This is a genomic window from Nitratireductor rhodophyticola (assembly GCF_019891355.1).
In the GTDB taxonomy this organism is placed as follows: Bacteria; Pseudomonadota; Alphaproteobacteria; order Rhizobiales; family Rhizobiaceae; genus Nitratireductor; species Nitratireductor rhodophyticola.
Window position 1 is genome coordinate 139,663 of record NZ_JAHSSF010000003.1, and the last position, 25,680, is coordinate 165,342.

26 protein-coding genes are annotated in these 25,680 nt (G+C 62.6%); 10 read left to right on the forward strand and 16 right to left on the reverse strand.

The window, feature by feature from the left end:
• Nucleotides 1–4: 4 nt before the first annotated feature.
• From hutU to hutI, 4 genes are all read right to left on the reverse strand, one after another.
• Nucleotides 5–1,678 carry a urocanate hydratase gene (gene hutU / locus KUG85_RS11710; protein WP_223005367.1) on the reverse strand — a complete coding sequence of 558 codons (1,674 nt, stop codon included), beginning with the start codon at nucleotides 1,676–1,678 and terminating at the stop codon, nucleotides 5–7.
• Nucleotides 1,679–1,681: 3 nt separating this feature from the next.
• Complete coding sequence (gene hutG, locus KUG85_RS11715) at nucleotides 1,682–2,485, reverse strand: N-formylglutamate deformylase (protein WP_223005368.1); 804 nt, start codon at nucleotides 2,483–2,485, stop codon at nucleotides 1,682–1,684.
• A gap of 169 nt (nucleotides 2,486–2,654) precedes the next feature.
• Entirely contained in the window at nucleotides 2,655–4,196 is a 1,542-nt protein-coding gene (hutH, locus tag KUG85_RS11720; RefSeq protein ID WP_223005369.1) for a histidine ammonia-lyase, read from the reverse strand.
• Complete coding sequence (gene hutI / locus KUG85_RS11725; protein ID WP_223005370.1) at nucleotides 4,193–5,401, reverse strand: imidazolonepropionase; 1,209 nt, start codon at nucleotides 5,399–5,401, stop codon at nucleotides 4,193–4,195. The genes hutH and hutI overlap by 4 nt, the downstream gene beginning before the upstream one ends.
• 121 nt (nucleotides 5,402–5,522) lie before the next feature.
• Between hutI and KUG85_RS11730 the strand changes: the two genes are divergently transcribed.
• From KUG85_RS11730 to rpe, 3 genes are all read left to right on the forward strand, one after another.
• Entirely contained in the window at nucleotides 5,523–6,893 is a 1,371-nt protein-coding gene (locus KUG85_RS11730; protein ID WP_223005371.1) for a formimidoylglutamate deiminase, read from the forward strand.
• Nucleotides 6,890–7,588 carry a GntR family transcriptional regulator gene (locus KUG85_RS11735; RefSeq protein WP_223005372.1) on the forward strand — a complete coding sequence of 233 codons (699 nt, stop codon included), beginning with the start codon at nucleotides 6,890–6,892 and terminating at the stop codon, nucleotides 7,586–7,588. Before KUG85_RS11730 ends, KUG85_RS11735 begins: the two co-directional genes overlap by 4 nt.
• A 65-nt stretch (nucleotides 7,589–7,653) precedes the next feature.
• Nucleotides 7,654–8,325: a ribulose-phosphate 3-epimerase gene (rpe, locus tag KUG85_RS11740; protein WP_223005373.1), complete on the forward strand. Its 672-nt coding sequence runs from the start codon at nucleotides 7,654–7,656 to the stop codon at nucleotides 8,323–8,325.
• 75 nt (nucleotides 8,326–8,400) lie between these two features.
• On the opposite strand, the gene pal is transcribed toward rpe, so the two are convergent.
• The 9 genes from pal to ruvC all read right to left on the reverse strand — a co-directional run bounded on the left by pal (nucleotide 8,401) and on the right by ruvC (nucleotide 15,693).
• The gene (gene pal / locus KUG85_RS11745) at nucleotides 8,401–8,904 is read right to left on the reverse strand and encodes a peptidoglycan-associated lipoprotein Pal (protein WP_223005374.1); all 504 of its coding nucleotides are present in this window, start codon (nucleotides 8,902–8,904) and stop codon (nucleotides 8,401–8,403) included.
• A 182-nt stretch (nucleotides 8,905–9,086) separates the two neighbouring features.
• Nucleotides 9,087–10,394, reverse strand: coding sequence for a Tol-Pal system beta propeller repeat protein TolB (gene tolB, locus KUG85_RS11750; protein ID WP_245291875.1), 1,308 nt, complete (start codon nucleotides 10,392–10,394; stop codon nucleotides 9,087–9,089).
• Nucleotides 10,395–10,464: 70 nt separating this feature from the next.
• Nucleotides 10,465–11,529, reverse strand: coding sequence for a hypothetical protein (locus tag KUG85_RS11755; RefSeq protein WP_223005375.1), 1,065 nt, complete (start codon nucleotides 11,527–11,529; stop codon nucleotides 10,465–10,467).
• A 4-nt stretch (nucleotides 11,530–11,533) separates the two neighbouring features.
• Complete coding sequence (gene tolR / locus KUG85_RS11760; RefSeq protein ID WP_007007070.1) at nucleotides 11,534–11,989, reverse strand: protein TolR; 456 nt, start codon at nucleotides 11,987–11,989, stop codon at nucleotides 11,534–11,536.
• Between the two features lie 9 nt (nucleotides 11,990–11,998).
• Nucleotides 11,999–12,712, reverse strand: a complete 714-nt coding sequence (tolQ, locus tag KUG85_RS11765; protein WP_065818145.1) for a protein TolQ — start codon at nucleotides 12,710–12,712, stop codon at nucleotides 11,999–12,001.
• A 282-nt stretch (nucleotides 12,713–12,994) separates the two neighbouring features.
• Nucleotides 12,995–13,462, reverse strand: coding sequence for a tol-pal system-associated acyl-CoA thioesterase (gene ybgC, locus KUG85_RS11770; protein WP_223005376.1), 468 nt, complete (start codon nucleotides 13,460–13,462; stop codon nucleotides 12,995–12,997).
• Entirely contained in the window at nucleotides 13,459–14,505 is a 1,047-nt protein-coding gene (gene ruvB / locus KUG85_RS11775) for a Holliday junction branch migration DNA helicase RuvB (RefSeq protein ID WP_223005377.1), read from the reverse strand. Before ruvB ends, ybgC begins: the two co-directional genes overlap by 4 nt.
• Before the next feature lie 55 nt (nucleotides 14,506–14,560).
• Nucleotides 14,561–15,181: a Holliday junction branch migration protein RuvA gene (gene ruvA / locus KUG85_RS11780; protein WP_065818143.1), complete on the reverse strand. Its 621-nt coding sequence runs from the start codon at nucleotides 15,179–15,181 to the stop codon at nucleotides 14,561–14,563.
• Complete coding sequence (ruvC, locus tag KUG85_RS11785; protein WP_007007075.1) at nucleotides 15,178–15,693, reverse strand: crossover junction endodeoxyribonuclease RuvC; 516 nt, start codon at nucleotides 15,691–15,693, stop codon at nucleotides 15,178–15,180. The genes ruvA and ruvC overlap by 4 nt, the downstream gene beginning before the upstream one ends.
• Nucleotides 15,694–15,721: 28 nt before the next feature.
• On the opposite strand from ruvC, the gene KUG85_RS11790 reads away from it, so the two are divergent.
• Nucleotides 15,722–16,573 carry a sulfite exporter TauE/SafE family protein gene (locus KUG85_RS11790; RefSeq protein WP_245291874.1) on the forward strand — a complete coding sequence of 284 codons (852 nt, stop codon included), beginning with the start codon at nucleotides 15,722–15,724 and terminating at the stop codon, nucleotides 16,571–16,573.
• Here the strand turns inward: KUG85_RS11790 and rcdA are convergent.
• The 3 genes from rcdA to KUG85_RS11805 form a co-directional block, all read right to left on the reverse strand.
• Nucleotides 16,539–17,072, reverse strand: coding sequence for a protease adaptor protein RcdA (gene rcdA / locus KUG85_RS11795; protein ID WP_065818142.1), 534 nt, complete (start codon nucleotides 17,070–17,072; stop codon nucleotides 16,539–16,541). The genes KUG85_RS11790 and rcdA overlap by 35 nt on opposite strands.
• A 344-nt stretch (nucleotides 17,073–17,416) precedes the next feature.
• Nucleotides 17,417–19,069 carry an acyl-CoA synthetase gene (locus KUG85_RS11800; RefSeq protein ID WP_407673677.1) on the reverse strand — a complete coding sequence of 551 codons (1,653 nt, stop codon included), beginning with the start codon at nucleotides 19,067–19,069 and terminating at the stop codon, nucleotides 17,417–17,419.
• 44 nt (nucleotides 19,070–19,113) lie between these two features.
• Nucleotides 19,114–19,887, reverse strand: a complete 774-nt coding sequence (locus KUG85_RS11805) for a sulfite exporter TauE/SafE family protein (protein ID WP_223005379.1) — start codon at nucleotides 19,885–19,887, stop codon at nucleotides 19,114–19,116.
• A 246-nt stretch (nucleotides 19,888–20,133) separates the two neighbouring features.
• On the opposite strand from KUG85_RS11805, the gene KUG85_RS11810 reads away from it, so the two are divergent.
• The 6 genes from KUG85_RS11810 to KUG85_RS11835 all read left to right on the forward strand — a co-directional run bounded on the left by KUG85_RS11810 (nucleotide 20,134) and on the right by KUG85_RS11835 (nucleotide 25,641).
• Entirely contained in the window at nucleotides 20,134–20,781 is a 648-nt protein-coding gene (locus KUG85_RS11810) for a thiamine phosphate synthase (protein ID WP_065818139.1), read from the forward strand.
• A gap of 2 nt (nucleotides 20,782–20,783) precedes the next feature.
• Nucleotides 20,784–21,821 (forward strand): tetratricopeptide repeat protein, encoded by a 1,038-nt coding sequence (locus tag KUG85_RS11815; protein ID WP_025029150.1) that lies wholly within the window; start codon nucleotides 20,784–20,786, stop codon nucleotides 21,819–21,821.
• A gap of 110 nt (nucleotides 21,822–21,931) precedes the next feature.
• Nucleotides 21,932–22,495 carry an elongation factor P gene (gene efp, locus KUG85_RS11820; protein ID WP_007007082.1) on the forward strand — a complete coding sequence of 188 codons (564 nt, stop codon included), beginning with the start codon at nucleotides 21,932–21,934 and terminating at the stop codon, nucleotides 22,493–22,495.
• A gap of 50 nt (nucleotides 22,496–22,545) precedes the next feature.
• On the forward strand, nucleotides 22,546–23,349 hold the full coding sequence (locus tag KUG85_RS11825; protein WP_007007083.1) for an inositol monophosphatase family protein: 804 nt from the start codon (nucleotides 22,546–22,548) through the stop codon (nucleotides 23,347–23,349).
• Nucleotides 23,350–23,597: 248 nt separating this feature from the next.
• Nucleotides 23,598–24,608, forward strand: coding sequence for a MotA/TolQ/ExbB proton channel family protein (locus KUG85_RS11830; RefSeq protein ID WP_025029149.1), 1,011 nt, complete (start codon nucleotides 23,598–23,600; stop codon nucleotides 24,606–24,608).
• 1 nt (nucleotide 24,609) lies between these two features.
• A complete protein-coding gene (locus KUG85_RS11835; protein ID WP_007007084.1) occupies nucleotides 24,610–25,641 on the forward strand; it encodes a peptidoglycan -binding protein in 1,032 nt (343 codons plus the stop codon).
• The last annotated feature ends 39 nt before the right edge of the window (nucleotides 25,642–25,680 follow it).

The window sequence follows — 25,680 nt, forward strand, 5'->3', positions numbered from 1 at the left end:
TTTGTTAGTTTCCAAGAATCCCCGGCAGCCGCAAGCCTTTTTCCTTGGCCCAGTCGAGCGCGATGTCGTAGCCCGCGTCGGCATGGCGCATCACGCCGGTTGCCGGGTCGTTCCACAGCACCCGCTCGAGGCGGCGCGCTGCATCCTCCGTGCCGTCGGCACAGATCACCATGCCCGAATGCTGCGAGAAGCCCATGCCCACGCCGCCGCCATGATGCAGCGAAACCCAAGTCGCGCCGGAGGCGCAGTTCAGGAGTGCGTTGAGCAGCGGCCAGTCGGAAACGGCATCGGAACCGTCCTTCATGGCCTCGGTTTCACGGTTGGGGGAAGCCACCGAGCCCGAATCCAGATGATCGCGACCGATCACCACCGGAGCCTTCAATTCGCCCTTCGCCACCATTTCGTTGAAGGCGAGGCCAAGGCGATGCCGGTCACCCAGACCGACCCAGCAGATGCGCGCCGGCAGACCCTGGAACGCGATGCGGTCGCGCGCCATGTCGAGCCAGCGATGCAGGTGCTCATTGTCGGGCAGAAGCTCCTTCACCTTCTCGTCCGTGCGATAAATATCCTCCGGATCGCCGGAAAGTGCCGCCCAGCGGAACGGGCCGACGCCACGGCAGAACAGCGGGCGGATATAGGCCGGCACAAAACCGGGGAAGGCGAAAGCGTTCTCAAACCCCTCTTCGAGCGCCACCTGGCGAATGTTGTTGCCATAGTCGAGCGTCGGGATGCCCTCATTCCAGAAGGCAACCATCGCCTCCACATGCTCGCGCATCGAGGCACGGGCCGCTTTCTCCACGGCCTTCGGATCGCTTTCGCGCTTCTCGCGCCACTCGGCCACGGTCCAGCCCTTGGGCAGATAGCCGTTCACCGGATCGTGCGCAGAAGTCTGGTCCGTCACCATGTCCGGCTTCACGCCGCGCCGCACCAACTCGGGTACGATCTCCGCCGCATTGCCCACAAGGCCGACAGACTTCGCCTCGCCCGCTTTCGTCCAGCGGTCGATCATCTCCAGCGCCTCGTCCAGCGTGGTCGCCTTCTCGTCCACATAGCGGGTGCGGATGCGGAAATCGATGCGCGTCTCATCGCACTCAATGGCGAGGCAGCACGCGCCGGCCATCACGGCCGCCAGCGGTTGCGCACCGCCCATGCCGCCAAGCCCTGCGGTCAGGATCCACTTGCCCGTAAGGTCGCCGCCATAATGCTGCCGGCCAGCCTCCACGAAGGTTTCGTAAGTGCCCTGCACGATGCCCTGCGAGCCGATATAGATCCACGAGCCGGCCGTCATCTGGCCGTACATCATCAGACCCTTCTTATCGAGCTCGTTGAAATGGTCCCAGTTGGCCCAGTGCGGCACCAGATTGGAATTGGCGATCAGAACGCGCGGCGCATCCTTATGGGTGCGGAACACGCCCACCGGCTTGCCCGACTGAACGAGCAGTGTCTCGTCTTCCTCAAGCGTCTTCAGCGTCGCGGCAATGCGGTCGAAATCATCCCAGGTGCGGGCCGCCCGGCCGATGCCGCCATAGACGACCAGCTCGTTCGGGTTTTCGGCGACGTCGGGGTCGAGATTGTTCATCAGCATCCTGAGCGGCGCTTCCGTCATCCAGCCCCTGGCGTTCAGCTCCGTCCCGCGCGGCGCCCTCACCTCGCGAATGTTGTGACGCGGATTGGTCATGGTTCAGTTCCCCTTCAAGGATGGCGCGATCTCGGAAAGACGCGTCAGAATGGCTTTGAGATGCGGTCGCAGGCGCGCCGCTTTTTCTTCATCATAGTCAAACGGCACGGCCTCGCCCTGAAGATGCGTCGCCTGCGCCAGTTCCATCTGGATCGCATGTTCTCCGCGTTCCGGTTTGCCGTAGTGCCGTGTGGTCCAGCCGCCGACAAAACGTCCATTGAGCACGCTCGTATAGCCGTCCGCCGCAGCACAAATCTCCGCCGTCAACCGCTCGATTTCCGCTGCGCAGGTCTTGCCGCGATTGGTGCCGATGTTGAAATCCGGAAGCCGCCCTTCGAACAGGAACGGGCAGTGTGAGCGGATGGAATGGCAGTCATAGAGGATCGCCACGCCATGCAGCGCTTTCACCCGCGCAATCTCGGCCTCCAGCGCGGCATGATAGGGTGCGTGAAAGGCTTCAAGCCGCTCAGCGACATCATCCGCCGTCGGCCCCTCTCCCTCGCGCCAGATCGGGCGGTTGTCGAAATCCGTCAGCGGCACCAGACCGGTCGTGTTCTGCCCCGGATAAAGGCTCTCGCCGGAAGGATCCCGATTGGCGTCGATCAGATAGCGATGAAAGGTCGCCCGCACGGTGGTCACACCATCAAGCAGACCATCATAGAGCCGATGCACGTGCCAGTCCGTATCGGTCAGAAGCCGGCCCTGTTCGTTGAGCCGGGCCTTGACCGCATCCGGCACATAAGTGCCCGTGTGCGGCAGCCCCAGAATGACGGGCGAAGAGCCCTGATGCACTTCGACGGGGTTCATTCGCAAATCTCCAGTGTTGGCGTCCGCCCCTCATCCGCCTGCCGGCACCTTCTCCCCGCACGCGGGGAGAAGGACGCGAGCCGCAACGTGGACGCCCCCCTCTCCCCACATGCGGGGAGAGGGTAAGGGTGAGGGGCGAGCGCCATCGCTGTAAAACCCATCTCCATCATCAAGGCTCACTCCTCAATTCAGGCAGAATGTTCTCGGGAATGCTGGCGTTCAGGTCGCCGGAGCGCACGAGCGCGATGGCGTTTTCCAGATCGGGGGCGAGATAACGGTCTTCCTCCAGATCCGGCACCGCGCTGCGGATCGCCGCATGCGCCTGCGCAAGCGCTGCACTCGTTTTCAGAGGCGCGCGGAAATCGACGCCCTGCGCCGCCGTCACGGCTTCGATGCCGATAATGCCGAACAGGTTCTCCGTCATCGGAATGAGCCGCCGCGCGCCATGGCACGCCATCGACACATGGTCTTCCTGATTGGCGGAGGTGGGCGTCGAATCGACAGAGGCCGGATGCGACATCTGCTTGTTTTCCGACATCAGCGCAGCCGAAGTCACTTCGGCAATCATCAGGCCGGAATTCAGGCCCGGCTTCTTCGCCAGAAACGCCGGCAGGCCGAACGAAAGCGCCGGATCGACCAAAAGCGCAATGCGCCGCTGCGCAATCGCGCCGATCTCGCAGATGGCAAGCGCGATCTGATCGGCGGCAAGCGCCACCGGCTCGGCGTGGAAATTGCCGCCCGAAACCACGGTCCCATCCGACAGCACCAAAGGATTGTCGGTCACCGCATTGGCTTCGATGGTCAGGGTGCGCGCCGCCTGGCGCAGAAGGTCGAGGCACGCGCCATCCACCTGCGGCTGGCAGCGAATGCAATACGGGTCCTGCACCCGCTCGTCACCTTCCAGATGGCTCTCGCGGATCTGCGACCCTTCGAGCAGCGCCCACAGTGCCGCCGCCGTGTCGATCTGGCCCTGATGGCCGCGAAGTGTATGAATTTCGGGATGGAATGGCGCGGAAGACCCCATTGCCGCATCGGTCGACAGCGCCCCGGTGATGAGCGCGGACCGCGCCGCGCGGTGCGCCCGGAACAGACCGGTCAGCGCCAGCGCAGTGGAAACCTGCGTGCCGTTGATCAGCGCCAGCCCTTCCTTGGCCTTCAGCACGACCGGCTTGAGCCCGACCCCGCGCAGCGCCTCACCGCCGGAAAGCCGCTTACCGTCGAAGAAAGCCTCGCCTTCGCCCATCATGGCCGCCGCCATATGCGCGAGCGGCGCCAGATCGCCGGATGCGCCGACCGAGCCCTTTTCGGGGATCACCGGCACGACACCGCGCGCCAGCATTTCCTCGATCAGCTTGACCACCTCCATGCGCACGCCGGATGCGCCACGGCCCAGCGAGAGCAGTTTCAACGACATGATCAGCCGCACGATGGCTTCGTCAAGCGGCGCGCCAACGCCGCAGCAATGCGAGAGAATGAGATTGCGCTGCAGCGTCTCCACATCCTGCGGCGGGATGCCCACACTGGCGAGCTTTCCAAAGCCGGTGTTGACGCCATAGATCGCTTCATTGCCGCGAGCGATCTGGTCGATGCGCGCAGCCGCCGCCTCAATGCCGGGATAGCAGGCCGGATCGACGCGCACGGCAACGCCATCACGCCAGATACGCTCCAGATCCTGGATCGTGACCGCACCGGGGGTCAGAACAAGCGTCATGCGAAGTCTCCTGCAATGCGGCGATGGAGCGGATTGAAGCCTATGCGATAGGCAAGCTCGGCTGGATGCTCCACGTCCCAGATGGCGATCTCGGCGCGCTTGCCGGCCTCGATGGTGCCGATCTCGTGGGCCAGCCCAAGCGCCCGCGCGGCTTCGCGCGAGGCCCCGGCCAGCGCCTCTTCAGGCGTCATGCGGAACAGCGTGCAGGCCATGTTCACGGTCAGAAGAAGCGAGGCGAGCGGCGATGAACCCGGATTGCAGTCGGTCGCGACCGCAATCCGCACGCCATGTTTGCGCAGCGCCGCAAGTGGCGGATGTTGCGTCTCGCGCAGCGTGTAGAACGCACCCGGCAGGAGAACAGCCACCGTCCCGGAAGCGGCCATCGCTGCAACGCCTTCCTCGTCCAGATATTCGAGATGGTCCGCCGAAAGCGCGCCATAGGAGGCCGCCATTTTCGCGCCACCCAGATTGGAAAGCTGCTCTGCATGCAGCTTCACCGGCAGGCCGAGTTCGCGTGCCCTGTCGAACACGCGCGCCATCTGCGCCGGCGAGAAGGCAATGCCCTCGCAGAACCCGTCGACCGCATCGACCAACCCCTCGGCATGCGCCGCCTCCATGCCCGGAAGCACCACCTCATCGATATAGGCGTCTTCGCGTCCGCGATATTCGGCTGGAACCGCATGGGCGGCGAGATAGCTCGTCTTGATCCGTACGGGCCGCAGCTCTGCCAGACGGCGCGCGGCGCGCAGCATCTTCAGTTCGTCCTCGACGGTCAGCCCATATCCGGATTTGACCTCCACCGTCGCAACGCCTTCGGCAAGAAGCGCATCGAGCCGCCTCAGCGCGTCTTCGACCAGCGCATCTTCGCCCAGGCCACGCGTTGCAGAAACAGTCGAAACAATGCCGCCGCCGGCCCGCGCCACTTCCTCGTAGCTCGCGCCTTCAAGCCGCATCTCGAATTCCCTTGCGCGATTGCCGCCAAAAACCAGATGCGTGTGACAGTCCACCAGCGCCGGCGTCGCGAGCCGACCGCCAAAGTCGGTTCGTTCCCAGTCGGCAAACGTGTCCGGAATGGCGCTCAGCATGCCCGACCAGACGATTTCGCCATTTTCAATGGCGATGCCGGCATCCTCAACGAGCCCGTAGGGCACAGCGCCCTCACACATGCTTGCCAACCGGATACCGCTGATGACACTCTGCTTCATGACAGGAAGTTTCCTCCATCCCCCTGCGGGACATATTTGCAGGGCATATTGCCTAACCGCGCTTTTTTGTCTAGTGTTATTCATATATGTATAGACATAATTAAGTCAGGAACAGCACTCCATGCAAGCCATTTTTGCGCAGAATGCCCTCACGCCAGGCGGTTGGCAAAAAGATGTGCTTGTAAAGCTCGACGGTTCCGGCCGCATCGGCAGCGTCGCCTCCAACACGCAGCCGGAGAATGACAGGACGGTGCGCGTGCCGGTCCTTCTGCCGGCCATGTCCAACCTGCACAGCCACACCTTTCAGCGTGCCATGGCAGGCCTTGCCGAACGGCGCGGCCCGGCCGGGCGCGACAGTTTCTGGACGTGGCGCGAAATCATGTATCGCTTCCTCGACCTGCTATCCCCGGACGACCTGGAAGCCGTCGCCGCATTCGCCTTTATGGAGATGCAGGAAGCCGGCTTTGCCGCCGTCGCCGAATTTCATTATGTCCACCATCAGCCGGGCGGCGCTCCCTATGGCGATGTCGGCGAATTGTCCGCTCGCATCGCCGGCGCTGCGGAACAGACCGGCATCGGCCTCACGCTCCTGCCCGTCCTCTATCGCCATGGTGGTGTCGACCAGCGTCCGCTTCAGGGCGGTCAGAAGCGGTTTGGCAACGATCTCGACCGATACCAGAAGCTGCTTTCGCGCGCCGAAGAATGCGTGGCCAATCTGTCCGCCGACGCGCATCTGGGTGTCGCACCGCATTCCCTCCGCGCCGTCGGTCTCGATGACCTCCGCGAAGCACAGGCCATGCACCCTCGAGGCCCGCTCCACATGCACATCGCCGAGCAATTGCCTGAGATCGACGAAGTGCGCGCAGCCTACGGTCGGCGCCCGGTGGAATGGCTGCTCGACAATTGCCGCGTGGACGAACGCTGGTGCCTTATCCATTGCACCCACATGACAGACGAGGAAACCGCCAATCTGGCCGAGACCGGCGCCGTTGCCGGCCTTTGCCCGGTCACCGAAGCCAATCTCGGGGATGGCATTTTCAACGGCCCACAGTACCAGAGTGCCGGTGGCATGCTCGGCATCGGCTCCGATTCCAATATCCGCATCACGGTCGCAGAAGAGTTGCGCCAGCTCGAATATTCCCAGCGCCTGCGCGATACTGCCCGCGTGGTTCTGGCCGCGCACGGTCAGTCCTGCGGGCGCACGCTCTATGACGCTGCCCTTGCCGGAGGCGCACAGGCGCTTGGCCGCAGGTCCGGTGCCATCCAGCCCGGACACTGGGCCGACCTGATTGCCATTGACCAAACGGAATTCGCTGGCGCAGCATACGACGATGGCCCATTGGACGCATGGCTCTTTACCGGCGACAATGGCGCCGTAAGGGATGTCTGGTCTGCGGGGCGCCATTGCGTCCGCGAAGGCCGTCATATCGAACGAGAAGCGATCGCGGCGCGCTATGCGCAAACGATCCGGAAACTGGTGGAGCATCTGTGACCAGCCAACGCGCCTCATTCCGCACCATCCGCGACGAGCTCTCCCGCCGTATCGCCGAGAGAATCTGGCTGCCGGGAACGCTGATCCCCGGCGAGGAGGCGCTGGCGGAGGAGTTCGGCGCCGCCCGTGCCACGGTCAACCGCGCCCTGCAGGAGCTGGCCCGTGCCGGCATCCTCGAGCGCAAGCGCCGCGCCGGCACACGGGTCGCGCTTCATCCCGTGCGTGAGGCCCGCTTCGTCATTCCGCGCATCCGCCAGGAGATCGAAGGGCGTGGCTCTGAATACCAGTATCGCCTTCTGAGTGCTGAGGAGACCGACGCGCCGGAAGTCATCTGCGCGCGTCTCAGCCTGCTCTCGAAATCGGGTATGCTGCATGTGCGCTGCCTGCATCTGGCAGACCGAGTGCCGTATCAGTATGAAGACCGCTGGATCAACCTGAACACCGTCCCCGACGCGCGCAGGGCCGACTTCAAATCGATGGGTCCGAACGAATGGCTCGTCGGGCACGCCCCGTTCTCCAATGCGGAGTTTACATTCATGGCCGGTTCCGCCAGCGCCGACGAAGCCTCGCTACTGCAGGTCCGCGAAGGCGATCCAGTCTTCATCGGCGAGCGCATCACCTGGATGAAGGGTCAGCCGATCACGCTCGCTCACCTCGTCCACCCATCCTCGCATCGGATGGTGACACATCTGTGAGGCACCTCGACAAGCCGGGGTGGAGGCGTTAGGGCAGGCCAGTCTCATCATTCCGGGAAACCGCCATGACCGCGCGCAACACGCTCATCGCCCCTTCCATTCTCGCTTCGGATTTCTCACGCCTTGGCGAGGAAGTCGAAACCGTCGCCAAGGCAGGCGCTGACTGGATCCACCTCGATGTGATGGATGGCCATTTCGTGCCCAACATCACCTTCGGCCCGCCGATCATCAAGGCAATCCGCGACCGCACCGACAAGGTGTTCGATTGCCACCTGATGATCACCCCGGCTGATCCCTACCTCGCTGCCTTCGCCGATGCGGGCTGCGACATCATCACCGTTCACGCGGAGGCCGGTCCTCATCTGCACCGCTCCTTGCAGACGATCCGAAATCTCGGAAAGAAGGCCGGCGTCTCGCTCAATCCGTCCACGCCTGAAAGCGTCATCGAATATGTGCTCGACGAGCTCGACCTCGTACTTCTGATGACCGTCAATCCGGGCTTCGGCGGACAGGCCTTCATCCCGTCCGTGGTCGAGAAGGTGCGCCGCATCAAGGCGATGATCGGCGACCGGCCCATCGATATCGAGATCGATGGCGGTGTCTCACCTGCAAACGCCGGGGAACTCACTGCCGCTGGCGCCAATGTCCTCGTCGCCGGTTCCGCCGTCTTCAAGGGCGAAGGCAAAGAAGCCTATGCGAAAAACATCGCGGCGATCCGCGACGCCGCGAACGGCTGACAGCCCGATCTGTCGCAATAAAAAAGCCGCGCGGACAAGGTCCGGCGCGGCTTTTGTCGTTTCAGGCGTGAGCGCTTAGCTGCTGCCGCCGTTCAGCACCGTGACCGCACGGCGGTTCTGCGACCAGCAGGAGATGTCGTCGCAGGTCGCGACCGGACGCTCCTTGCCGTAGGAGATGGTGCGAATGCGGTTGGCCGCAACGCCGCGTGCCACCAGGAAGTCGCGCGCAGAAGCCGCACGGCGCGCACCGAGCGCGAGGTTGTACTCACGGGTGCCGCGTTCGTCCGCATGGCCTTCGACGGTGATCGAATAGTTCGTGTACTTGTTCAGCCACTGCGCCTGGCGCGTCAGCACCTGCTGCGCGTCCGCACGGATCACCGACGAATCGAGATCGAAGAAAATCCGGTCGCCCACGCTGACGGTGAACTCCTGCTGCGATCCGGGAGGACCACCAGCGCCGCCAAGGCCGATATCGGCCGCGTTGTTGGGAACCTGTTTATTGGCACAACCGGCCAGGGCAAGGGCCACCACCAGGGCGATGCCAACCGGGTTTTTGGCGATAGCTGCAATCGACAGCATTGCCACCTCTCCTTCAGATTAGAGATATTTTGTTCAACGATCAGTAACCACGTTGCCGTTAAGGACCCCTCAAGAAACGCGGTTAACAAACCCCTACCGGTGCAAATCAGAACCGTTATTTCGCGCAAACTAGCTTAAAATACGGCGGAAACGCGGCGAATCCGGCAGAAGCCGCCGCAATCCTATTCCAGCAGCGGCGACCAGGCCGGGTCCGAACCATAGTTCGCGGTCGGAATTTTCTGCTCATTGCGGCCCGTCAGATCGATCGAATAGAGCTGCGGCCCGGCCGAGCCAGCCGGCTGGCGGAAAAACATGACCACGCGACCGTTCGGGGCCCAGGTCGGTCCCTCCTGCAGGAAGCCGGACGAGAGAATACGCTCGCCGGAGCCATCCGTGCGCATGACACCGATCTGAAACTCACCGCCCGTCTGCTTGGTGAAGGCGATCAGGTCGCCGCGCGGCGACCAGACCGGCGTCGAATAGGTCCCATCACCGAAGGAGATACGCTTCGGATCGCCGCCGCTGGCGCTCATCACATAGATCTGCGCCCGCCCGCCACGGTCGGAAGTGAACACGATCTGCGAGCCGTCCGGCGAATAGGAGGGCGATGTGTCGATGGCATTGGAGGTCGTCAGGCGCGTCGTGTTGCGGCTTCTCAGATCCATCGCAAAGATGTTCGAATTGCCGTCGTCGCGCAGAAGGCTCATCACGATCTGCTGACCGTTGGGCGAGAAGCGCGGGGCAAAGGTCATGCCGGGGAAATTGCCGACAAGCTCGCGCTGACCGGTCTCAAGCTGCAGAAGATAGACCTGCGGCTGACCGCCCTCATAGGACATGTAAGTGATTTCCTGGCGCGTCGGCGAGAAACGCGGCGTCAGGACGATTGCGCGCCCGTCGGTCAGGAAGCGCTGGTTCGCCCCGTCCTGGTCCATGATCGCAAGCCGCTTCACGCGATTGTTGCGCGGGCCCGACTCGTCGACATACACGATCCGCGTGTCGAAATACCCGGTTTCACCGGTCAGGCGCTGATAGATGGCGTCGGCGATGATGTGGGCCACGCGCCGCCATTTGTCCTTGCTGGTGAAGAACTGCTCGCCGATGAGCTGCTGCCCCGCATAGGTGTCCCAAAGCCGGAATTCGGCCCGCAGCCGCCCGTCAGGTGTCTCCGAAACCTTGCCGGTCACCAGCGCCTGCGCGTTGATCACCGTCCAGTCCTGAAAGCGTGGTGCCGCATCCGGATTGGAAATCTTCTCGATGAATGCGCCCTTCTCAATCGGCGCGAACAGGCCGGAACGCCGCAAGTCTGCTTCGACAACGCTGGCGATCTCCGCCCCTTTGCCATCCGCGGAGATAAACTCCGTGATCGCGATTGGCAGTGGCTCCACCACACCCTTGTTGATGTCGATCTCGACCACTGCCCGTGCCGGCAGCACCGCAACGCCAAGCCCTGCGACCAGCGTCGCGATCAGGAAGGTCGCTCTCATGATCATCTGCATTTGCTCCTGCCTCTCCCGCTTTGGTTAGGCTCCAGCCCCCATCGCCGTGCGAATGGTGCTCAGGTTAAAACATGTCGCTTGGATCGAAGTGGACGATGACTTCGGACCAGGTATCGTATTTCGCTGCCGGCAGATTGTAGGGCGCACACTGTAGAACCGCGCGCCGCGCGGATTCCGCCGCCGCGCGCTCCACCATGTTGCCATTGCCGCCGGCAATAATGCGCGGGCTGCCCTCGATGTTCCCGCTCGGATCCAGTTTCATCTGAACGGAAACCTTGAGGTTTTCCGCGTCCAGCGCCCCGGCGGGCACGTTCCAGCATCGCTGGATCTGGCCTCGCAGCGCATCCATTTCACTCTGTGAAAGCTTCTCGCCCGGCGTGCTGCGGCTGCCGCCAAGCGATGCCTGCTCTTGCGAGCGCTTTGCGCCTCCGCCAGATGCCTTGTCCTTGTTCAGGAGTGCTGCCACCTCGTCAAACAGCTCGTCGGAATTCTGCGATTTCGGCTTCGAAGCGGTCTTCTGTGCTGGCTTGTCCGCGTCCTTGCGCTCAGGTGCCTTGGCGGTGCTTGCCTTGGGGGGCTGAGGGCGCGACTGCGGCACGGGCGCGCTGTTGGGCAGCGCAACGCTCTCGGTCGCTTCGGGTGCTTCCGCCACCACCGTCTCTTCAGGAGCGGGGTCCGGCTTCACCTCCTGCTTGGGCTGTGGCTCCGGCCGCACTTCCGTCGCAGGCACCGGCGTTGGCTCGGCCGCCGCCTGCTGTTGTTCCGGCTCGGGCTTCGGTTCCGGTTTGGGGGTGGGTTTGGGCGTCGGCGGCGGCTCCGCCGTCTTCTCCACCTCGCGGTTGCGCGGTTCGGGTGTGGGCGGCGTTTTCAGGTCGACATCATTGTCGCCTGTGTTCTGCGCGTTCTCCACCGGCTCCGGACGCTTGGTCGGCGTCGGCGCGGGTTTCTCGGAGAGCGCAGCCTTCTTGTCGCCTTCCTGCACCTGCGTCATCGATTCGATCGGGATGATGTCAACGGGCAGCGCTTCGACATCCGCCACCTCGAAGGCGCGCGGCGCCGACAGCGAGAACAGGCCGAAACCCAGCAGCGCCGCATGCATGGTCACCGATGTAACGAGACCCGCCTTCATTTGGTCAATTGCCTTCTTCCTGCAGAGTGACCAGGCCGAGATTGCGATATCCGGCAGCCGAGATGCGCGCCATCACGCGCATCACCGTGCCGTAGTCGGCCGCGCGGTCGCCGCGCACATAGATGCGCTCGTCATAGCCCGAACGCGCAATCGCCTGCAGCTTCGGCACCACTTCTTCGATCGGCACCTCGGTCTCCTGCAGATAGATCTGGCCCTCATTGTTGACCGAAACCGTGATCGGCTGTGTCTCGGAGTTCAGCGCCTTGGCCTGTGTCTCCGGAAGATCGATCGGCACGCCGACTGTCAGAAGCGGCGCCGCCACCATGAAAATGATGAGCAGCACCAGCATCACGTCCACGAAAGGCGTCACGTTGATCTCGGAGATCAGGCCCGAGCGCGAGCCGCGGCGGCCACGCCGCCGTCCGTTTCTTCCGCCCGCCGATCCGACTGACATACCCATTGTGCGCTCCTAAGCCGCCTTGGCGGCGACCTTCTCGTCGATCTGCCGCGAGAGGATGGTCGAAAATTCGTCCGCGAAACCTTCCATCCGTCCGGCGAGCTTGCCCGCGTCGGATGACAGCTTGTTGTAGGCGATAACGGCGGGGATAGCGGCCAGAAGACCGATGGCCGTGGCCAGCAGCGCCTCGGCGATACCCGGTGCCACAACAGCCAGATTGGTGGATTTGGAACCGGCAATCGCCTGGAAGGAGGTCATGATACCGACCACCGTGCCGAACAGACCGATGAATGGGGCCGCCGAGCCAATGGAGGCAAGGAAGCCGAGCCGGCTCTCAAGCCGCTCCATCTCGCGCGTCAGCGCCAGGTCCATCGCCTTGTCGATGCGCGTCTGCAAACCGATGGGCGAGCGCGCGCCTTTCTCAAAACTCTTCTTCCACTCGCGCATGGCGGCGACAAAGATCGAGCCCATACCGGTGGTCTTGCGCTCCGAAAGCGCACGGTAAAGCTCCTCAAGCGACTGGCCCGACCAGAAGGTCTTTTCGAAACGATTGAGGGCCGTGCGCATGCGGGCATAGGCAATCAGCTTGTCAACGATGATCGCCCAGGTCCAGACCGATGCGACAAGCAGGCCGATCATGACCAGCTTGACCACCCAGCCTGCCTGCCAGAACAAAGCCCAGATCGACAACTCCCCACCCGGTGCGGCGAGCGTAACACTTTCCATGGATCAACATCCTCTTAAGATCAGGGCGGCGTACATCTCGGTCTCGGCCGCGCCCCTGCTTGCGTGCCGTTGCCTGCGTCCGATCCGAGGCGTCCCCGCAAGATGCTTCAACGCCCCTTTATCCGGTAAATTTTGGTGAAAGGAAGGCGCACGGATTCGCTACGGATTTCATGGATTTCTTCATGAACCGTTATGGTTAATTAAGCGTTAGGAAATAGGACCGCGCCCAGGGATTCCGTATGGAATCAGTGCTGGATGCACAAAAGCACCCACCGATGTGGTTCATGCCCCCTTTGGCTTGAACGCCGCGATCCACTCTTTCGGAAACCGCCGTGGCCGTCCGGAAGCGCCAATGATTGCCGCTTCGACTTTCGCCTCCACCAGCACGTTCTCGCCGCGCAGCAGCCGTTGCGCCATTTGAATGCGCGCTCCCGATATCGCCTCTGTGCGTGTCTCCACCATCACGATATCGTCCACCCGGGCTGGCTGGCGAAAATCGATCTCCATCCGCCGCACCACCCAGGAAAGCACCTCGCCATGCTTCCCATCGGCCAGTTCGGTGTGGTGCACACCGGCAAGCCGCAGGAAATCCGAGCGTCCCCGCTCCAGAAACTCCAGATAGCGGGCATGATAGACAACGCCGGTAAAATCCGTATCGGCGAAATAGACCCGCGCCACGAGCCGATGTCCGAAATCGGTCAGTTCACCCGAAAGCGCGACCGTCAGGTCTTCGCCTGCACCGGCGCTCATTCCCCGTCCCCCTGCTGAAACAGGCTGATCTGCGCTTCCGCCAGTTCCTTCGGTGGCTGCAGCCCCATGTGGCGCCACGCCCTGGCGGCCAGCACACGCCCGCGCGGGGTGCGCTGGATGAAGCCCTGCTGGATCAGATAGGGTTCGATGATATCCTCGATGGCGTCGCGCGGTTCGGAGAGTGCCGCCGCTATCGTTTCGATGCCCACCGGCCCGCCACCGAAGTTCTCCACGATCATGGTGAGGTAGCGCCGGTCGAGCTGATCGAGGCCAAGCGCATCGACTTCCAGCCGAGACAACGCCTCGTCGGCCACTTTCCGCGTCACCTCGCTCGCGCCCGCCACGGTGGCGAAATCGCGTACCCGGCGCAAAAGACGTCCGGCTATGCGTGGGGTACCCCGCGCCCTTCGTGCGATTTCCTCCGCCCCGTCCGCGGCCAATGGCAGGCCAAGAATGCGCGAGCCGCGTGTCACGATCGATTGCAGTTCATCGACGGTGTAGAAATCGAGCCGCACGGGAATGCCGAAACGGTCGCGCAGCGGCGTCGTCAAAAGGCCAAGCCGCGTCGTCGCCGCCACCAGCGTGAACTTGGCAAGATCGATCTTCACCGAGCGCGCGGCCGGCCCCTCGCCAATGATCAGGTCGAGCTGAAAATCCTCCATCGCCGGATAGAGGATCTCCTCCACCGCCGGGTTCAGCCGGTGGATTTCATCGATGAAGAGCACATCGCGCTCTTCGAGATTGGTCAAAAGCGCCGCGAGATCACCTGCCTTGGCGATCACCGGACCGGAGGTGGAACGGAAATTCACCCCCAGCTCGCGCGCCATGATCTGCGCCAGCGTGGTCTTGCCAAGGCCGGGCGGCCCGACAAAAAGCACATGGTCCAGCGCCTCGCCGCGTCCACGCGCAGCTTCAATGAAAACTTTCAGATTGGCGCGCGCCGCTTTCTGCCCGACGAAATCGTCCAGCGACTGCGGACGCATCGTCGAGTCCAGATCCTCACCGCGCTTGTCGGCTGCAATCAGCCTGTCGCCATCCGTCATCCGCAGACTTCCATTTCACAATCATACAGCGCAAACAGCGCGCTCATGGCCCTGACTAACGCGCCAGTTCCTTCAGGCCAAGCCTGATCAGCGTGCCGGCATCCGCCCCCTCGCCCGCTGCCTTCATTGCGGCAGCGACGGCATTCGCCGCCACGTCGCGTGAATAGCCGAGATTGGAGAGCGCCGATACGGCGTCGGACACCGGCGCAGGCGCAGCCCCTTCACCCAGTTCCTGCTTCAGGCCGATCGTGCCGGTTGCCTCTCCGGCATAGGCAGGGGCCTTGCTCTTCAGTTCGGTCACGATCCGTTCGGCAACCTTCTTGCCCACGCCAGGCGCGCGCGCCACGGTGGCCGCATCCTTGAGCGCAATCGCATTGGCCAGTTCCGAAGCCGAAAGTGTCGAAAGCACCGAAAGCGCCACCTTGGCCCCCACGCCCTGCACATTGTTTTGCAACAGCCGGAACCATTCGCGCTCCAGCGCGGTGCGAAAGCCGTAAAGCCGGATCATGTCCTCGCGCACATAGGTCTCGATGAACAGCGTCACAGCCGTCCCCTCGCCGTCGAGCGCCGCCAGCGTCCGCGCCGGACAATAGGCGACATACCCAACGCCCCCCACATCTATAATGCAGTGGTCTTCGGCGATCTCGTCGATGATGCCCTTCAGTTTTCCGATCATTTGAGTGCTTCCATGGCCAGTCGGGAGGTGGCGGATTGCCGGTGATGGGCATGACATATGGCAATGGCAATCGCATCCGCCGCGTCATCCGTGTCAAACCGCGCCTTCGGCATCAGCACCTTCACCATCATGTGGATCTGTTTCTTGTCGCCGTGACCGACCCCGATAACGGTTTTCTTCACCGCATTGGGCGCATATTCGGCCACCGGCAGACCGGCCCGCGCCGGCACCAGCATGGCGATGCCCCGCGCCTGGCCAAGCTTCAGCGTCGCCGAAGCATCCTTGTTGACGAAGGTCGCTTCCACCGCCGCTTCATCCGGTCGATGGTCATGCAGAATGGCATCGAGACCATCATGCAGCTGGCACAGTCTGGAGGCCAGATCGGCCTTGCCGTCGGACGTCACGGTGCCAGCGCCCACAAAGCGCAGGGAGTTGCCCTGCGCATCGATGATGGCCCAGCCTGTGCGCCGGAGCCCCGGGTCGATGCCAAGAATGCGAATCGGTGTGTTCATGGCACTAACATAGCTGTGGGCAGGCCCATTGCCACGCACAAGCAGCACGAGCGAAGAAGCGGGCTCGCCACCGCCCTTTTCAGGAGATGGAAGTCTGCCCGAATTCGACCTCAGCCTCGCCCTTCTGACCGCCACCGTGCTGGCGGCTGGCGTCGTGCGCGGCCTTTCGGGTTTCGGCACCGGCCTGATCGTCGCCCCGATCGCCGGAGCGCTCTACGACCCCGTGACGGCGGTCGTCCTGCTCGTCATCATCGATTCGCTGCCCACCCTGCCCGTGGCGCTTCCCGTGGTGAAGCTCGCCCGCTGGCGTGAGGTCCTACCGGTGCTCGCGGGGCTGGCGCTGTTCGTTCCGCTTGGGGTGTATATCCTGAAGAATGGAGACGAAACCGTTCTGCGCTGGGTCATCTGCGTGATCATCCTTGCCTGTGCACTCACTCTGCGCAGCGGCTGGCGCTATCATGGCCCGCGCAGCCTGCCCCTCTCCTTTGGCATTGGCGGCATTGCCGGAACCCTGTCGGGCATCGCCGCCATTCCCGGCCCGCCCGTCATCATATACTGGATGGCGTCAACGCTACCGGTCGCGGTTGTGCGCGCCAATCTCATGACACTTTTCCTGATTTCAGAGATCTTCTCCGCCGGCAATCTGTGGGCGGCCGGCCTGTTCGAGCATTCGCGCGTCATGCTGGGGCTCCTGATGATCCCGCCCTACATGCTCAGCCTGCTCGTTGGCGGCAGGCTCTATGGCATCGCCAGCGACACGACCTATCGTCGCATCGCCTTCACGCTCATCATCGCCTCGGCGCTGATTGCGCTGCCGCTCACGGAGATCGTGTTCGACTGGCTGTTCAGCGGTGGCCGAATGCTGTTTTCAGGAGAGTGATCTGCTCATAGACCGGATTGCTGCCGAAAAGCTCGGCTTCTTCCGCCCGCGCCGGGGCACCACCGTAGATTTCTTCATCCATCCGCCGCACCAGATCCTGAAGGCGCATCGAGCGCACCACGAGACTCTGGAATTTCTCGGGAAGGTCGGACCAGCCCTGTGCCTGTTCCTGCGGCGAGTGCGTATCGAGACGCACCTTGGATTTTTCCGCCGCCACCTGCTCACGGGTCATCTCGCCGGAGTTGGCCGCGCGCTGCAAAAGAAGCCAGGATGCAAGTTGCATGAGGCGTGTCGTCAGGCGCATGGATTCGGCCGCATAGAGCGCCGCTCCTGCGCGCGTCAGGCGCTTTGCCTCCGCGCGCCCATCGCCGTCGAGATACTCCGCAGCCTCCTCGACCAGGCTCATGCCCTGATTGTAAAGGGGTTTGAACGAATCCGAGAACACGCGATGCTCGGCCAGCTTGATCGTGGTCGCGCGACCGTTCCCGTTTTCAATCATTGTGCCTACGCCCCACCAGATACGATTTTTCCGGCCACCGCCGGTTGATGCGTTCAATCACAAGTGCGCCTGACTCTCAATGCCGGCACGTCACTCAAGAATGGGCTTGTGCACAGCTGTTGGCAAGTTCTTCCTTAACGAAGGGTTAATACTGAATTTGGACAAAAAAAGAGCCGCAAAGGCGGCTCTCAGGAGTTTAAACAGGGAGGCGTCAAACAGAATGGCTCCAGCCACTCGGTAAGAATCCAGATCACTGGATACACACAGTAAACGCATGTAAAGCTTAATGGATGGTTAACAGCCACGCCAATTCTTGAATCGAATGCAGATCGACAACTCCCGGTTCAGGACAATTCCCGGGCCTGCTCCCGCAGACGAAACTTCTGGATTTTTCCCGTAGACGTCTTGGGAATTTCGGAGAAAACCACCGTTTTCGGACATTTGAAATGCGCCAGAAGCGACCGACAATGCGCGATGATCTCCTCCGCGCTGGCGGTCCGCCCCGGTTTCAGCTCCACGAAGGCCACCGGCGTCTCGCCCCACTTCTCATCCGCTTTGGCCACCACCCCGCATGCCGCGATGGCAGGATGCCGATAGAGCGCATCCTCCACCTCGATCGAGGAGATGTTCTCGCCGCCGGAGATGATGATGTCCTTGGAACGATCCTTGAGCTGGATATAGCCGTCGGCATGCATCACGCCGAGATCGCCCGAATGGAACCAGCCCCCGGCGAACGCCTCGTCCGTCGCTTTTCTGTTCTTGAGATACCCTTTCATGACGATGTTCCCGCGAAACATCACCTCGCCGATGGTCTCGCCATCGGGCGGCGTCTCGGTCATCGTTTCCGGGTCCATCACGGTCAGCCCCTCGAGCGCCGCATAGCGCACGCCCTGCCGCGCCTTGCGCGCCGCCTGCCCCGCTCCGTCGAGCGCATCCCACTCGCCTTTCCACTCGTTCACCACCGCAGGCCCATAGGTTTCCGTCAGCCCGTAGAGATGGGTCACCGTGAACCCCGCCTCGGCCATGGCCGAAAGCACGGTCTCGGGCGGCGGTGCCGCCGCCGTGTTGAAGGTCACCGTGTGCGAAAAATCCCGCTTCTCGTCCTCAGGCGCGTTGAGCAGTGCCGACATCACCACCGGTGCACCGCACAGATGCGTGACGCCATGCTCCGCGATCGCGTCATACATGGGCTTTGCCCGCACCCAGCGCAGGCACACATGGGAGCCCGCGGTCAGCGCCAGCGTCCACGGGAAGCACCAGCCATTGCAGTGAAACATCGGCAGGGTCCACAGATAAACAGCCCCCCGCGAGAGCCCGGCATGCACCGTGTTGGCATAGGCCATGAGCGCGGCCCCGCGATGGTGATAGACAACGCCCTTTGGGTTGCCGGTCGTGCCCGAGGTATAATTCAGCGCAATCGCGTCCCATTCGTCATCCGGCATGGACCAGGTGAAGCCGGCATCCCCCGATGCCAAGAACGCTTCATAGTCCACACTGCCGATGCGCTCACCCTTCGGATAGGGTGCATCCTCGCCAAATTCGGGATCGTCATAGTCGATCACCAGCGGCTTGACCTGCGCCAGCGCCAGCGCCTCCTTCATCACATCGGAGAACTCCCGGTCGACGATGACCACCCTGCTCTCCGCATGGTCGAGCTGGAAGGCGATGATCGCCGCATCCAGCCGCGTGTTGAGCGAATGCAGCACCGCCTTCGTCATCGGCACACCGTGATGCGCCTCCAGCATGGGCGGCGTGTTGGAGAGCATGACGGAAACCGTGTCGCCCTTGCCGATGCCGTGGCGGGCAAGCGCTGAGGCCAGCTTCAGCGAACGCTCCCAGAACGTTGCGTAGGTCACCCGCTGGCCGCCATGGATGATCGCGACTTCATTCGGAAACACCTTCGCGGCGCGTTCCAGAAGCACAAGCGGTGTCAGGGGCTGAAAATTGGCGGGATTCCTGTCGAGATCCCGATCAAAAGCGTTCCCGGTCACAGATATCCTCCCGCAATTTTTTGCTTATTAAGCACAGGCTTCCGATGCCGTCACCACCCCATAAGGTCGGACACGCCGTCGTGGATGAGCTTCAGGGAAACGATCAGCACCATCACATACATGAAGGGATAGAACACAGCCGGCTTCATACGCTTGACCACCCACACGCCGGCAAGGGTGGCAAGCGGCGCGAGCGGAATCAGAATCAGCGATGCCGTCAGGTTCGAGCGGTCGAACTGACCGAGTGCGAAATAGGGAATGAGCTTCACCGCGTTGACAATGGCGAAGAACACAACGCTCGTCCCCGTATAGACGCGCGGATCGTGCCCGAGCGGCAGCGCATAGACCTGATAGGGCGGCCCGCCCGCATGGGCAACAAAGCTGGTGAAACCCGCCACGCCACCCCAGAACGTACCGCGTGGGCGGCTCGGATCGGCGATGTGCGCACGCCCTGCCACCTTCTCGAAAACCCACCGCAGGAAAAAGGCGAGTGTGACGAGACCGACGATCAGACGCACATGCCCCTCCGTCACAACCGCCGCCGTCGCCCAGCCGATGGCGATACCCAGAAACGCTCCGGGCAGCATGATCGAGAGCGTTCTGCGATCCATGAACCCGCGCCAGGCCCAAAGCGAAACCACATCCATGACGATCAGGATCGGCAGCAGGATGGCCGCGGCCTGCACCGGCGAGACGACAAGCGAAAGCATTGGTACGCCAAGCAGTGCCATGGCTCCGCCGAAACCGCCTTTTGAAAGCCCCACGAGAATGACGGCGGGAACCGCTGCGAAATAGAATGTCGGATCGGAAAGAAGTGCGTTCATGAAACTCGTCTGCGCCCCGATTGTCGGGCCCGACTCTCATAACCTCCCTGTCCGGATTTGGCGAGACTCGCCGGAAATGCTTCAATTTTCCTTGTCGTTTACCCCGCTCGTCGTCTATGCCGCATTCAAACCAAATTGACGGGCAAGAAACGGTTCAGACCGGTTTAGCGCGGACCTGCGTACAACAGTGAGACGGAGCCTTTTCGCCACGCGGGCAAATCACGAACAGGCTTGAGGAGTTGCCACATGACCAATCGCTGCCGCCTCGTATTGATCGCACCGCCGCCCGAAACGGCTGCCAATGACGAAGCGCATCTGGAGGCCGCACTCTCAGGGGGAGACGTGGCCTCGCTGATCATCCCCGATTACGGACAGGACGAAGTCAGTTTCCAGGCCCGCGCCGAGCGCCTCACCCCCATTGCACAGGCCCGCAATGTCGCGGTGATGATCGCCGGCGCGCCGCGCATCGCCGCCCGCGTCAAGGCCGACGGCATCCATGTCGAAGGGTCGCTCGAAGAGCTCGCCGACGTGATCGAGAAATATCAGGATCGCATGATGATCGGTGCCGGTGGCGTGAAGACCCGCGACGACGCCCTTCAATACGGAGAGTTGCAGCCCGACTATCTGTTCTTCGGCCGCTTTGGCTACGATAACAAACCGGAACCCCATCCCCGAAATCTGACCCTCGGCACCTGGTGGTCCGAGATGGTCGAAATCCCCTGCATCGTGATGGGCGGCAACACCATTGCCTCTGTCGAACCGGTCGCGGCAAGCGGTTCGGATTTCACCGCGCTCTGCGCCGCGGTGTTTGCCGATGAGACCGATCCCGCGGCAGCGGTGGCCGAAGCCAATTCCATCCTCGACAGGGCCGCACAGCAAGTTGAGGGAGCCTGATCATGCGCCCACGTTTCCTTCCTGCCTTGCTCCTTGCCGCCGCATTTTGCGGGCTTGCGGGAAACGCGCGCGCTGCCGGCAATGTCGAGCCGGAAACGGCAGGCTCCGGCGCCCCTCAGGCAAGCGAGCGCATGTCCGATCGCCTGCAACCGCCGGGCGACCGTCCTCTTTCAGCCCCCACGGTCGACCAGGTGGACCCGGATCGTTTCGGAAAACTACCGGACGCCGCCTATGGTGCATTCCAGCGCGGCTACTACATCACCGCGCACAATCTCGCGCTGCCGCGAGCGGAAGCCGGCGACGCAGCCGCGCAAACCCTTGTGGCCGAAATCTATGCGCGTGGCCTCGGTATGCCCCGCAGCGCCACCAAAGCGGCAGAATGGTATTCGAAAGCCGCACAGCAGGGCGTTCCTGAAGCCCAGTTTCAGTATGCGCTTATGCTGCTTGACGGAAACTTCGTTGAAAAGGATACGGACCGGGCGTTCGAGCTCATGCAGATTGCGGCGGACAAGGGCAACCGGCTCGCCCAGTTCAATCTCGCCCAGATGATCCTCGACCGGCAATCCAGCTTCGAAAGCCAGAAACGTGCGGTGAGCTATTACGAAAAGGCTGCCAACGCCGGTCTCGCCGACGCGCAATACGCCATGGCCCAGGTTTATGCCAATGGCTTTGGCGGCCGGCAGGCAGATGACAAAGTCGCCCGGAGCTGGCTCGAGAGATCGGCAATGCAGAACTTCGACACCGCGCAGCTGGACCTCGGCACCTGGCTGGTGGAAGGGCGCGGCGGCGCGCGCAACACGCAGGCCGGCTTCGGCTGGCTCAAGCGCGCGGCTGAAGGCGGCAATGTCGCGGCACAAAACCGACTTGCCAAGCTCTACCGTGCCGGTGTCGGGGTTGAGGCAAACGTCATCGAGGGCGCGGCCTGGTATGTCTCCGCCCGCCGGGCTGGCCTCATTGACCCCGAGAACGAGGATTTCCTTGCAGGCCTCACGCCGGAAGAAATGAAAGATGCGATCCAGCGCGCAAATCGGCTTCGCTGAGATTTTCCTGGATCACAATCCGGCGCGCGGCTTGCCTTGAACCCCGTTTTATGGTCTTGGAAGCGCCGAATTGCGCGTGACTGCGCGCTTGAGACCCGCAGGACGATCACATGAAAATCAACGGCAACGAAATCCGCCCCGGTAACGTCATTGAACACAATGGCGGCCTCTGGGTTGCAGTTAAGACCAACGCTGTGAAACCCGGCAAGGGCGGCGCATACAACCAGGTCGAGCTGAAGAACCTGATCGACGGCACCAAGCTCAACGAGCGCTTCCGTGCGGCCGAGACGGTCGAGCGCGTGCGCCTCGAGCAGAAGGACTTCAGCTTTCTGTATGAACAGGAAGATGCTCTGGTGTTCATGGACTCCGAAACCTATGAGCAGCTCGAACTGCAGAAGGATTTCGTCGGCGACCGCGCCGCGTTCCTGCAGGATGGCATGACCGTGACCGTGGAACTCTATGAAGAAAAGCCCATCGGCATTTCCCTGCCTGATCAGGTCACGCTCACGATCGCCGAAGCCGATCCCGTGGTGAAAGGCCAGACGGCGGCCTCCTCCTACAAGCCGGCCGTGCTTGAGAATGGCGTGCGCGTCATGGTCCCGCCTTTCATCGAGGCCGGCGAGAAGATCGTGGTCGACACCAACGAAATCACCTATCTGCGCCGCGGCGAATAACGTCCGCCGGCGCGCTTACCGAAACTTCAAGTCACAAAGGCTCTTTCCCCATGGCCCGTTCGGCGATCATCAATGTCATGGTTCAGGCTGCCATGAAGGCAGGCCGCTCCCTCGCACGCGATTTCGGCGAGGTGCAGAACCTGCAGGTTTCGCTGAAAGGCCCCGGTGACTATGTGAGCCAGGCCGACCGCAAGGCCGAGGAAATCATCCACGCCGAGCTGGCGCGTGCCCGTCCGGGCTATTCCTTCCTTATGGAGGAGAGCGGCACGGTCGAGGGTGACGACCCGCAGCACCGTTGGATTGTCGATCCGCTCGACGGCACGACGAACTTCCTGCACGGCATCCCGATCTTCTCGATCTCGATTGCCCTGGAGCGTCAGGGGCAGATCGTTGCCGGTGTGATCTACAATCCCGCCATGGACGAGCTATACACCGCCGAACGCGGTGGCGGCGCTTTCCTGAACGACCGCCGCCTGCGCGTTGCGGCCCGCAGCAGGCTGTCCGACGCGGTTGTCGGCACGGGCATCCCGCATCTGGGACGCGGCCATCATGGCACCGCCCTTCTCGACCTGCGCAACGTTATGGGCGAGACGGCCGGCATCCGCCGGCTCGGTTCGGCGGCGCTGGATCTCGCCTATGTTGCAGCGGGGCGCATGGACGGCTTCTGGGAAGACACGCTCTCCCCCTGGGACATTGCAGCGGGCATCATCCTCGTGCGCGAAGCCGGCGGGTTCGTCAGCGATAAAAAGGGCGGCGACAAAATGTTCGACACGGGCCAGATCGTCGCCGGCAATGAAGCCATTCACCGCGCCCTGCTCAAGACCCTGGCCAGGCCCGCTCCCCAGAAGAGCTGACGGACACACACGCGCAAGCATATCCGCAGCCCTCACCCTGAGCGTGCCGACGAGCGAGGGCACCTGGCACTGCCTGCGCGATTTGGCGGGCTCGTTGCGGTCACCCCTCGGGCTTCAGGATGGCAAAAGCTGATCCCGGCATCACATGATGCTGTGCGCGACTTTCAATTTCGTCATATTTGCGATTAGAATCCTGCGCGATACAGGAATCAGTAGTGGTTCTGCACCGCAATGGATACGAGGAGCTGATGGCCTTGCTGAAATCGCGTGAGGACGCCGAACCATCCGTTGGGCTCGATTACGACCCGCACACGCTCTCGAGCCCGCAGGTCTTCCTCTATTCCATGCTGGTTTTTCTGGCGATAGCGGGCTTCGTGGCCGCCATCCTCTACCGGCAGATCGCTTCCGCCTTTCAGACCAACCCCGGCCTGAACGGCCTGATCCTCGGCGTTCTCCTGATCGGCATTCTGCTTGCCTTCATGCAGGTCACGCGCCTGTTTCGGGAAGTGCGGTGGGTGAACTCCTTCCGCGCGGGTTCAGAAGCATCCGATCCCGTTCTGCTCGCACCGATGAAAGCGCTTTTGAGCCGCGCCTCCTCCATGGCGCTGTCGACCAGCTCCATGCGCTCCATCCTCGATTCCATCGCAACACGCCTTGATGAAAGCCGCGACATCTCGCGCTACCTGATCGGCCTTCTGGTCTTTCTCGGCCTGCTAGGCACCTTCTGGGGTCTCTTGCAGACCATTGGTTCCATCGGCGACACCATCCAGTCTCTGGACCCCGCCTCCGGCAATGCCAACGACGTTCTGGATGCTTTGAAATCCGGCCTTTCCGCGCCGCTGGAAGGCATGGGAACGGCGTTCTCCTCCTCGCTCTTCGGCCTCTCCGGCTCGCTGATCCTGGGCTTTCTCGACCTGCAGGCTGGCCGCGCCCAGAACCGATTTTACACAGAGCTTGAAAACTGGCTCTCCTCCGTCACGGATCTGGGTTCGGACCTTTCCGAAGGCCGCAACGGCGCTTCCGAGGAGATGCAGCAGCTTGCCGACAAGCTGCGCGCCGCCCAGGAAGAAGGCACGTCCAGCCCCCGTCTGACCGCCTCCATGGCCAACCTCGCCGAAGGCATATCCGGCCTCGTCAAGAACATGCGCCAGGAACAGCAGATGATGCGCGACTGGGTGGAAGCCCAGGCCGATGAACAGAAAGCCATGCGCGCCACGCTCGAAAAGCTGTCTGCTGCACTGAAAAAGCGGGAAGGCTGACATGGCGCTTGCCCGCGCACGCCGCACAGACCGGCGGGTCGATTACTGGCCGGGTTTCGTGGATGCCATGGCGACGCTCCTGCTCGCCATCATGTTCCTGCTCTCCGTCTTCGTTCTGGCGCAGTATTTCCTCAGCCAGGAAATCACCGGCAAGGATGCAGTGCTCGACCGGCTGAATGCGCAGATCAACGAGTTGACGCAGCTTCTGGCCCTCGAGCAGGCCAACAGCCAGGATGCCGAAGACACCATCGCCAATCTGCGCGCTTCGCTCGAGGACATTCGCGCCGACCGCTCGCGGCTGGAACAGATTCTGGCAAGCGGTAGCGGCCAGAGCGAGCAGGCCGAAGCCCGGATCGGTGAACTTTCCGGCGCCCTTGATGAAGAACGTCAGGTCAGCCAGCGCGCGCTGTCGCAGGTGGAGCTTCTGAACCAGCAGATTTCAGCACTGCGCAAACAAATCGGTGCGCTGGAAGCCGCCCTTGAGGTTTCTGAAGAGCGCGACCGCGAATCCCGCACCAAGATCGCCGATCTCGGGCGCCGCCTCAACGTGGCGCTGGCCCAGCGCGTTCAGGAACTGAACCGCTATCGCTCCGACTTCTTCGGCCGTCTGCGCGAAATCCTCTCCGACCGCGAAAACATCCGCATCGTTGGTGACCGTTTCGTGTTCCAGTCGGAAGTTCTGTTCCCCTCCGGCGCCACGGAGATCAATCCCAATGGCCGCGAGGAAATGCGCAAGCTGGCCGACGCCATTCTCGAACTGCAGAAAGAGATCCCACCCGAAATCAACTGGGTTCTGCGCGTCGACGGCCATACGGATGACGTGCCGCTTTCCGGCACCGGACGCTTCCGCGACAACTGGGAGCTTTCAACCGCGCGCGCCACGGCCGTCGTCAAGTTTCTGATCGAAAACGGCGTGCCGGCGAACCGGCTCGTTGCCGCCGGCTTCGGCGAATATCAGCCGCTCGACACCGAAGACACCGCCGAAGCCCGTGCCCGCAACCGCCGCATCGAGCTGAAGCTTACCGAGCGTTGATCTTTCCTTCCGCAGGCCTGTCCCTGCTCTCCTTCCATG

Excerpts from the sequence above, each read along its gene's own strand:
- hutU (WP_223005367.1), bottom strand. The coding sequence starts at position 1,678 with ATGACCAATCCGCGTCACAACATTCGCGAGGTGAGGGCGCCGCGCGGG.
- hutG (WP_223005368.1), bottom strand. The coding sequence starts at position 2,485 with ATGAACCCCGTCGAAGTGCATCAGGGCTCTTCGCCCGTCATTCTGGGG.
- hutH (WP_223005369.1), bottom strand. The coding sequence starts at position 4,196 with ATGACGCTTGTTCTGACCCCCGGTGCGGTCACGATCCAGGATCTGGAG.
- hutI (WP_223005370.1), bottom strand. The coding sequence starts at position 5,401 with ATGAAGCAGAGTGTCATCAGCGGTATCCGGTTGGCAAGCATGTGTGAG.
- KUG85_RS11730 (WP_223005371.1), top strand. The coding sequence starts at position 5,523 with ATGCAAGCCATTTTTGCGCAGAATGCCCTCACGCCAGGCGGTTGGCAA.
- rpe (WP_223005373.1), top strand. The coding sequence starts at position 7,654 with ATGACCGCGCGCAACACGCTCATCGCCCCTTCCATTCTCGCTTCGGAT.
- pal (WP_223005374.1), bottom strand. The coding sequence starts at position 8,904 with ATGCTGTCGATTGCAGCTATCGCCAAAAACCCGGTTGGCATCGCCCTG.
- tolB (WP_245291875.1), bottom strand. The coding sequence starts at position 10,394 with ATGATCATGAGAGCGACCTTCCTGATCGCGACGCTGGTCGCAGGGCTT.
- KUG85_RS11755 (WP_223005375.1), bottom strand. The coding sequence starts at position 11,529 with ATGAAGGCGGGTCTCGTTACATCGGTGACCATGCATGCGGCGCTGCTG.
- tolR (WP_007007070.1), bottom strand. The coding sequence starts at position 11,989 with ATGGGTATGTCAGTCGGATCGGCGGGCGGAAGAAACGGACGGCGGCGT.
- tolQ (WP_065818145.1), bottom strand. The coding sequence starts at position 12,712 with ATGGAAAGTGTTACGCTCGCCGCACCGGGTGGGGAGTTGTCGATCTGG.
- ybgC (WP_223005376.1), bottom strand. The coding sequence starts at position 13,462 with ATGAGCGCCGGTGCAGGCGAAGACCTGACGGTCGCGCTTTCGGGTGAA.
- ruvB (WP_223005377.1), bottom strand. The coding sequence starts at position 14,505 with ATGACGGATGGCGACAGGCTGATTGCAGCCGACAAGCGCGGTGAGGAT.
- ruvA (WP_065818143.1), bottom strand. The coding sequence starts at position 15,181 with ATGATCGGAAAACTGAAGGGCATCATCGACGAGATCGCCGAAGACCAC.
- ruvC (WP_007007075.1), bottom strand. The coding sequence starts at position 15,693 with ATGAACACACCGATTCGCATTCTTGGCATCGACCCGGGGCTCCGGCGC.
- rcdA (WP_065818142.1), bottom strand. The coding sequence starts at position 17,072 with ATGATTGAAAACGGGAACGGTCGCGCGACCACGATCAAGCTGGCCGAG.
- KUG85_RS11805 (WP_223005379.1), bottom strand. The coding sequence starts at position 19,887 with ATGAACGCACTTCTTTCCGATCCGACATTCTATTTCGCAGCGGTTCCC.
- KUG85_RS11810 (WP_065818139.1), top strand. The coding sequence starts at position 20,134 with ATGACCAATCGCTGCCGCCTCGTATTGATCGCACCGCCGCCCGAAACG.
- KUG85_RS11815 (WP_025029150.1), top strand. The coding sequence starts at position 20,784 with ATGCGCCCACGTTTCCTTCCTGCCTTGCTCCTTGCCGCCGCATTTTGC.
- efp (WP_007007082.1), top strand. The coding sequence starts at position 21,932 with ATGAAAATCAACGGCAACGAAATCCGCCCCGGTAACGTCATTGAACAC.
- KUG85_RS11825 (WP_007007083.1), top strand. The coding sequence starts at position 22,546 with ATGGCCCGTTCGGCGATCATCAATGTCATGGTTCAGGCTGCCATGAAG.
- KUG85_RS11830 (WP_025029149.1), top strand. The coding sequence starts at position 23,598 with ATGGCCTTGCTGAAATCGCGTGAGGACGCCGAACCATCCGTTGGGCTC.
- KUG85_RS11835 (WP_007007084.1), top strand. The coding sequence starts at position 24,610 with ATGGCGCTTGCCCGCGCACGCCGCACAGACCGGCGGGTCGATTACTGG.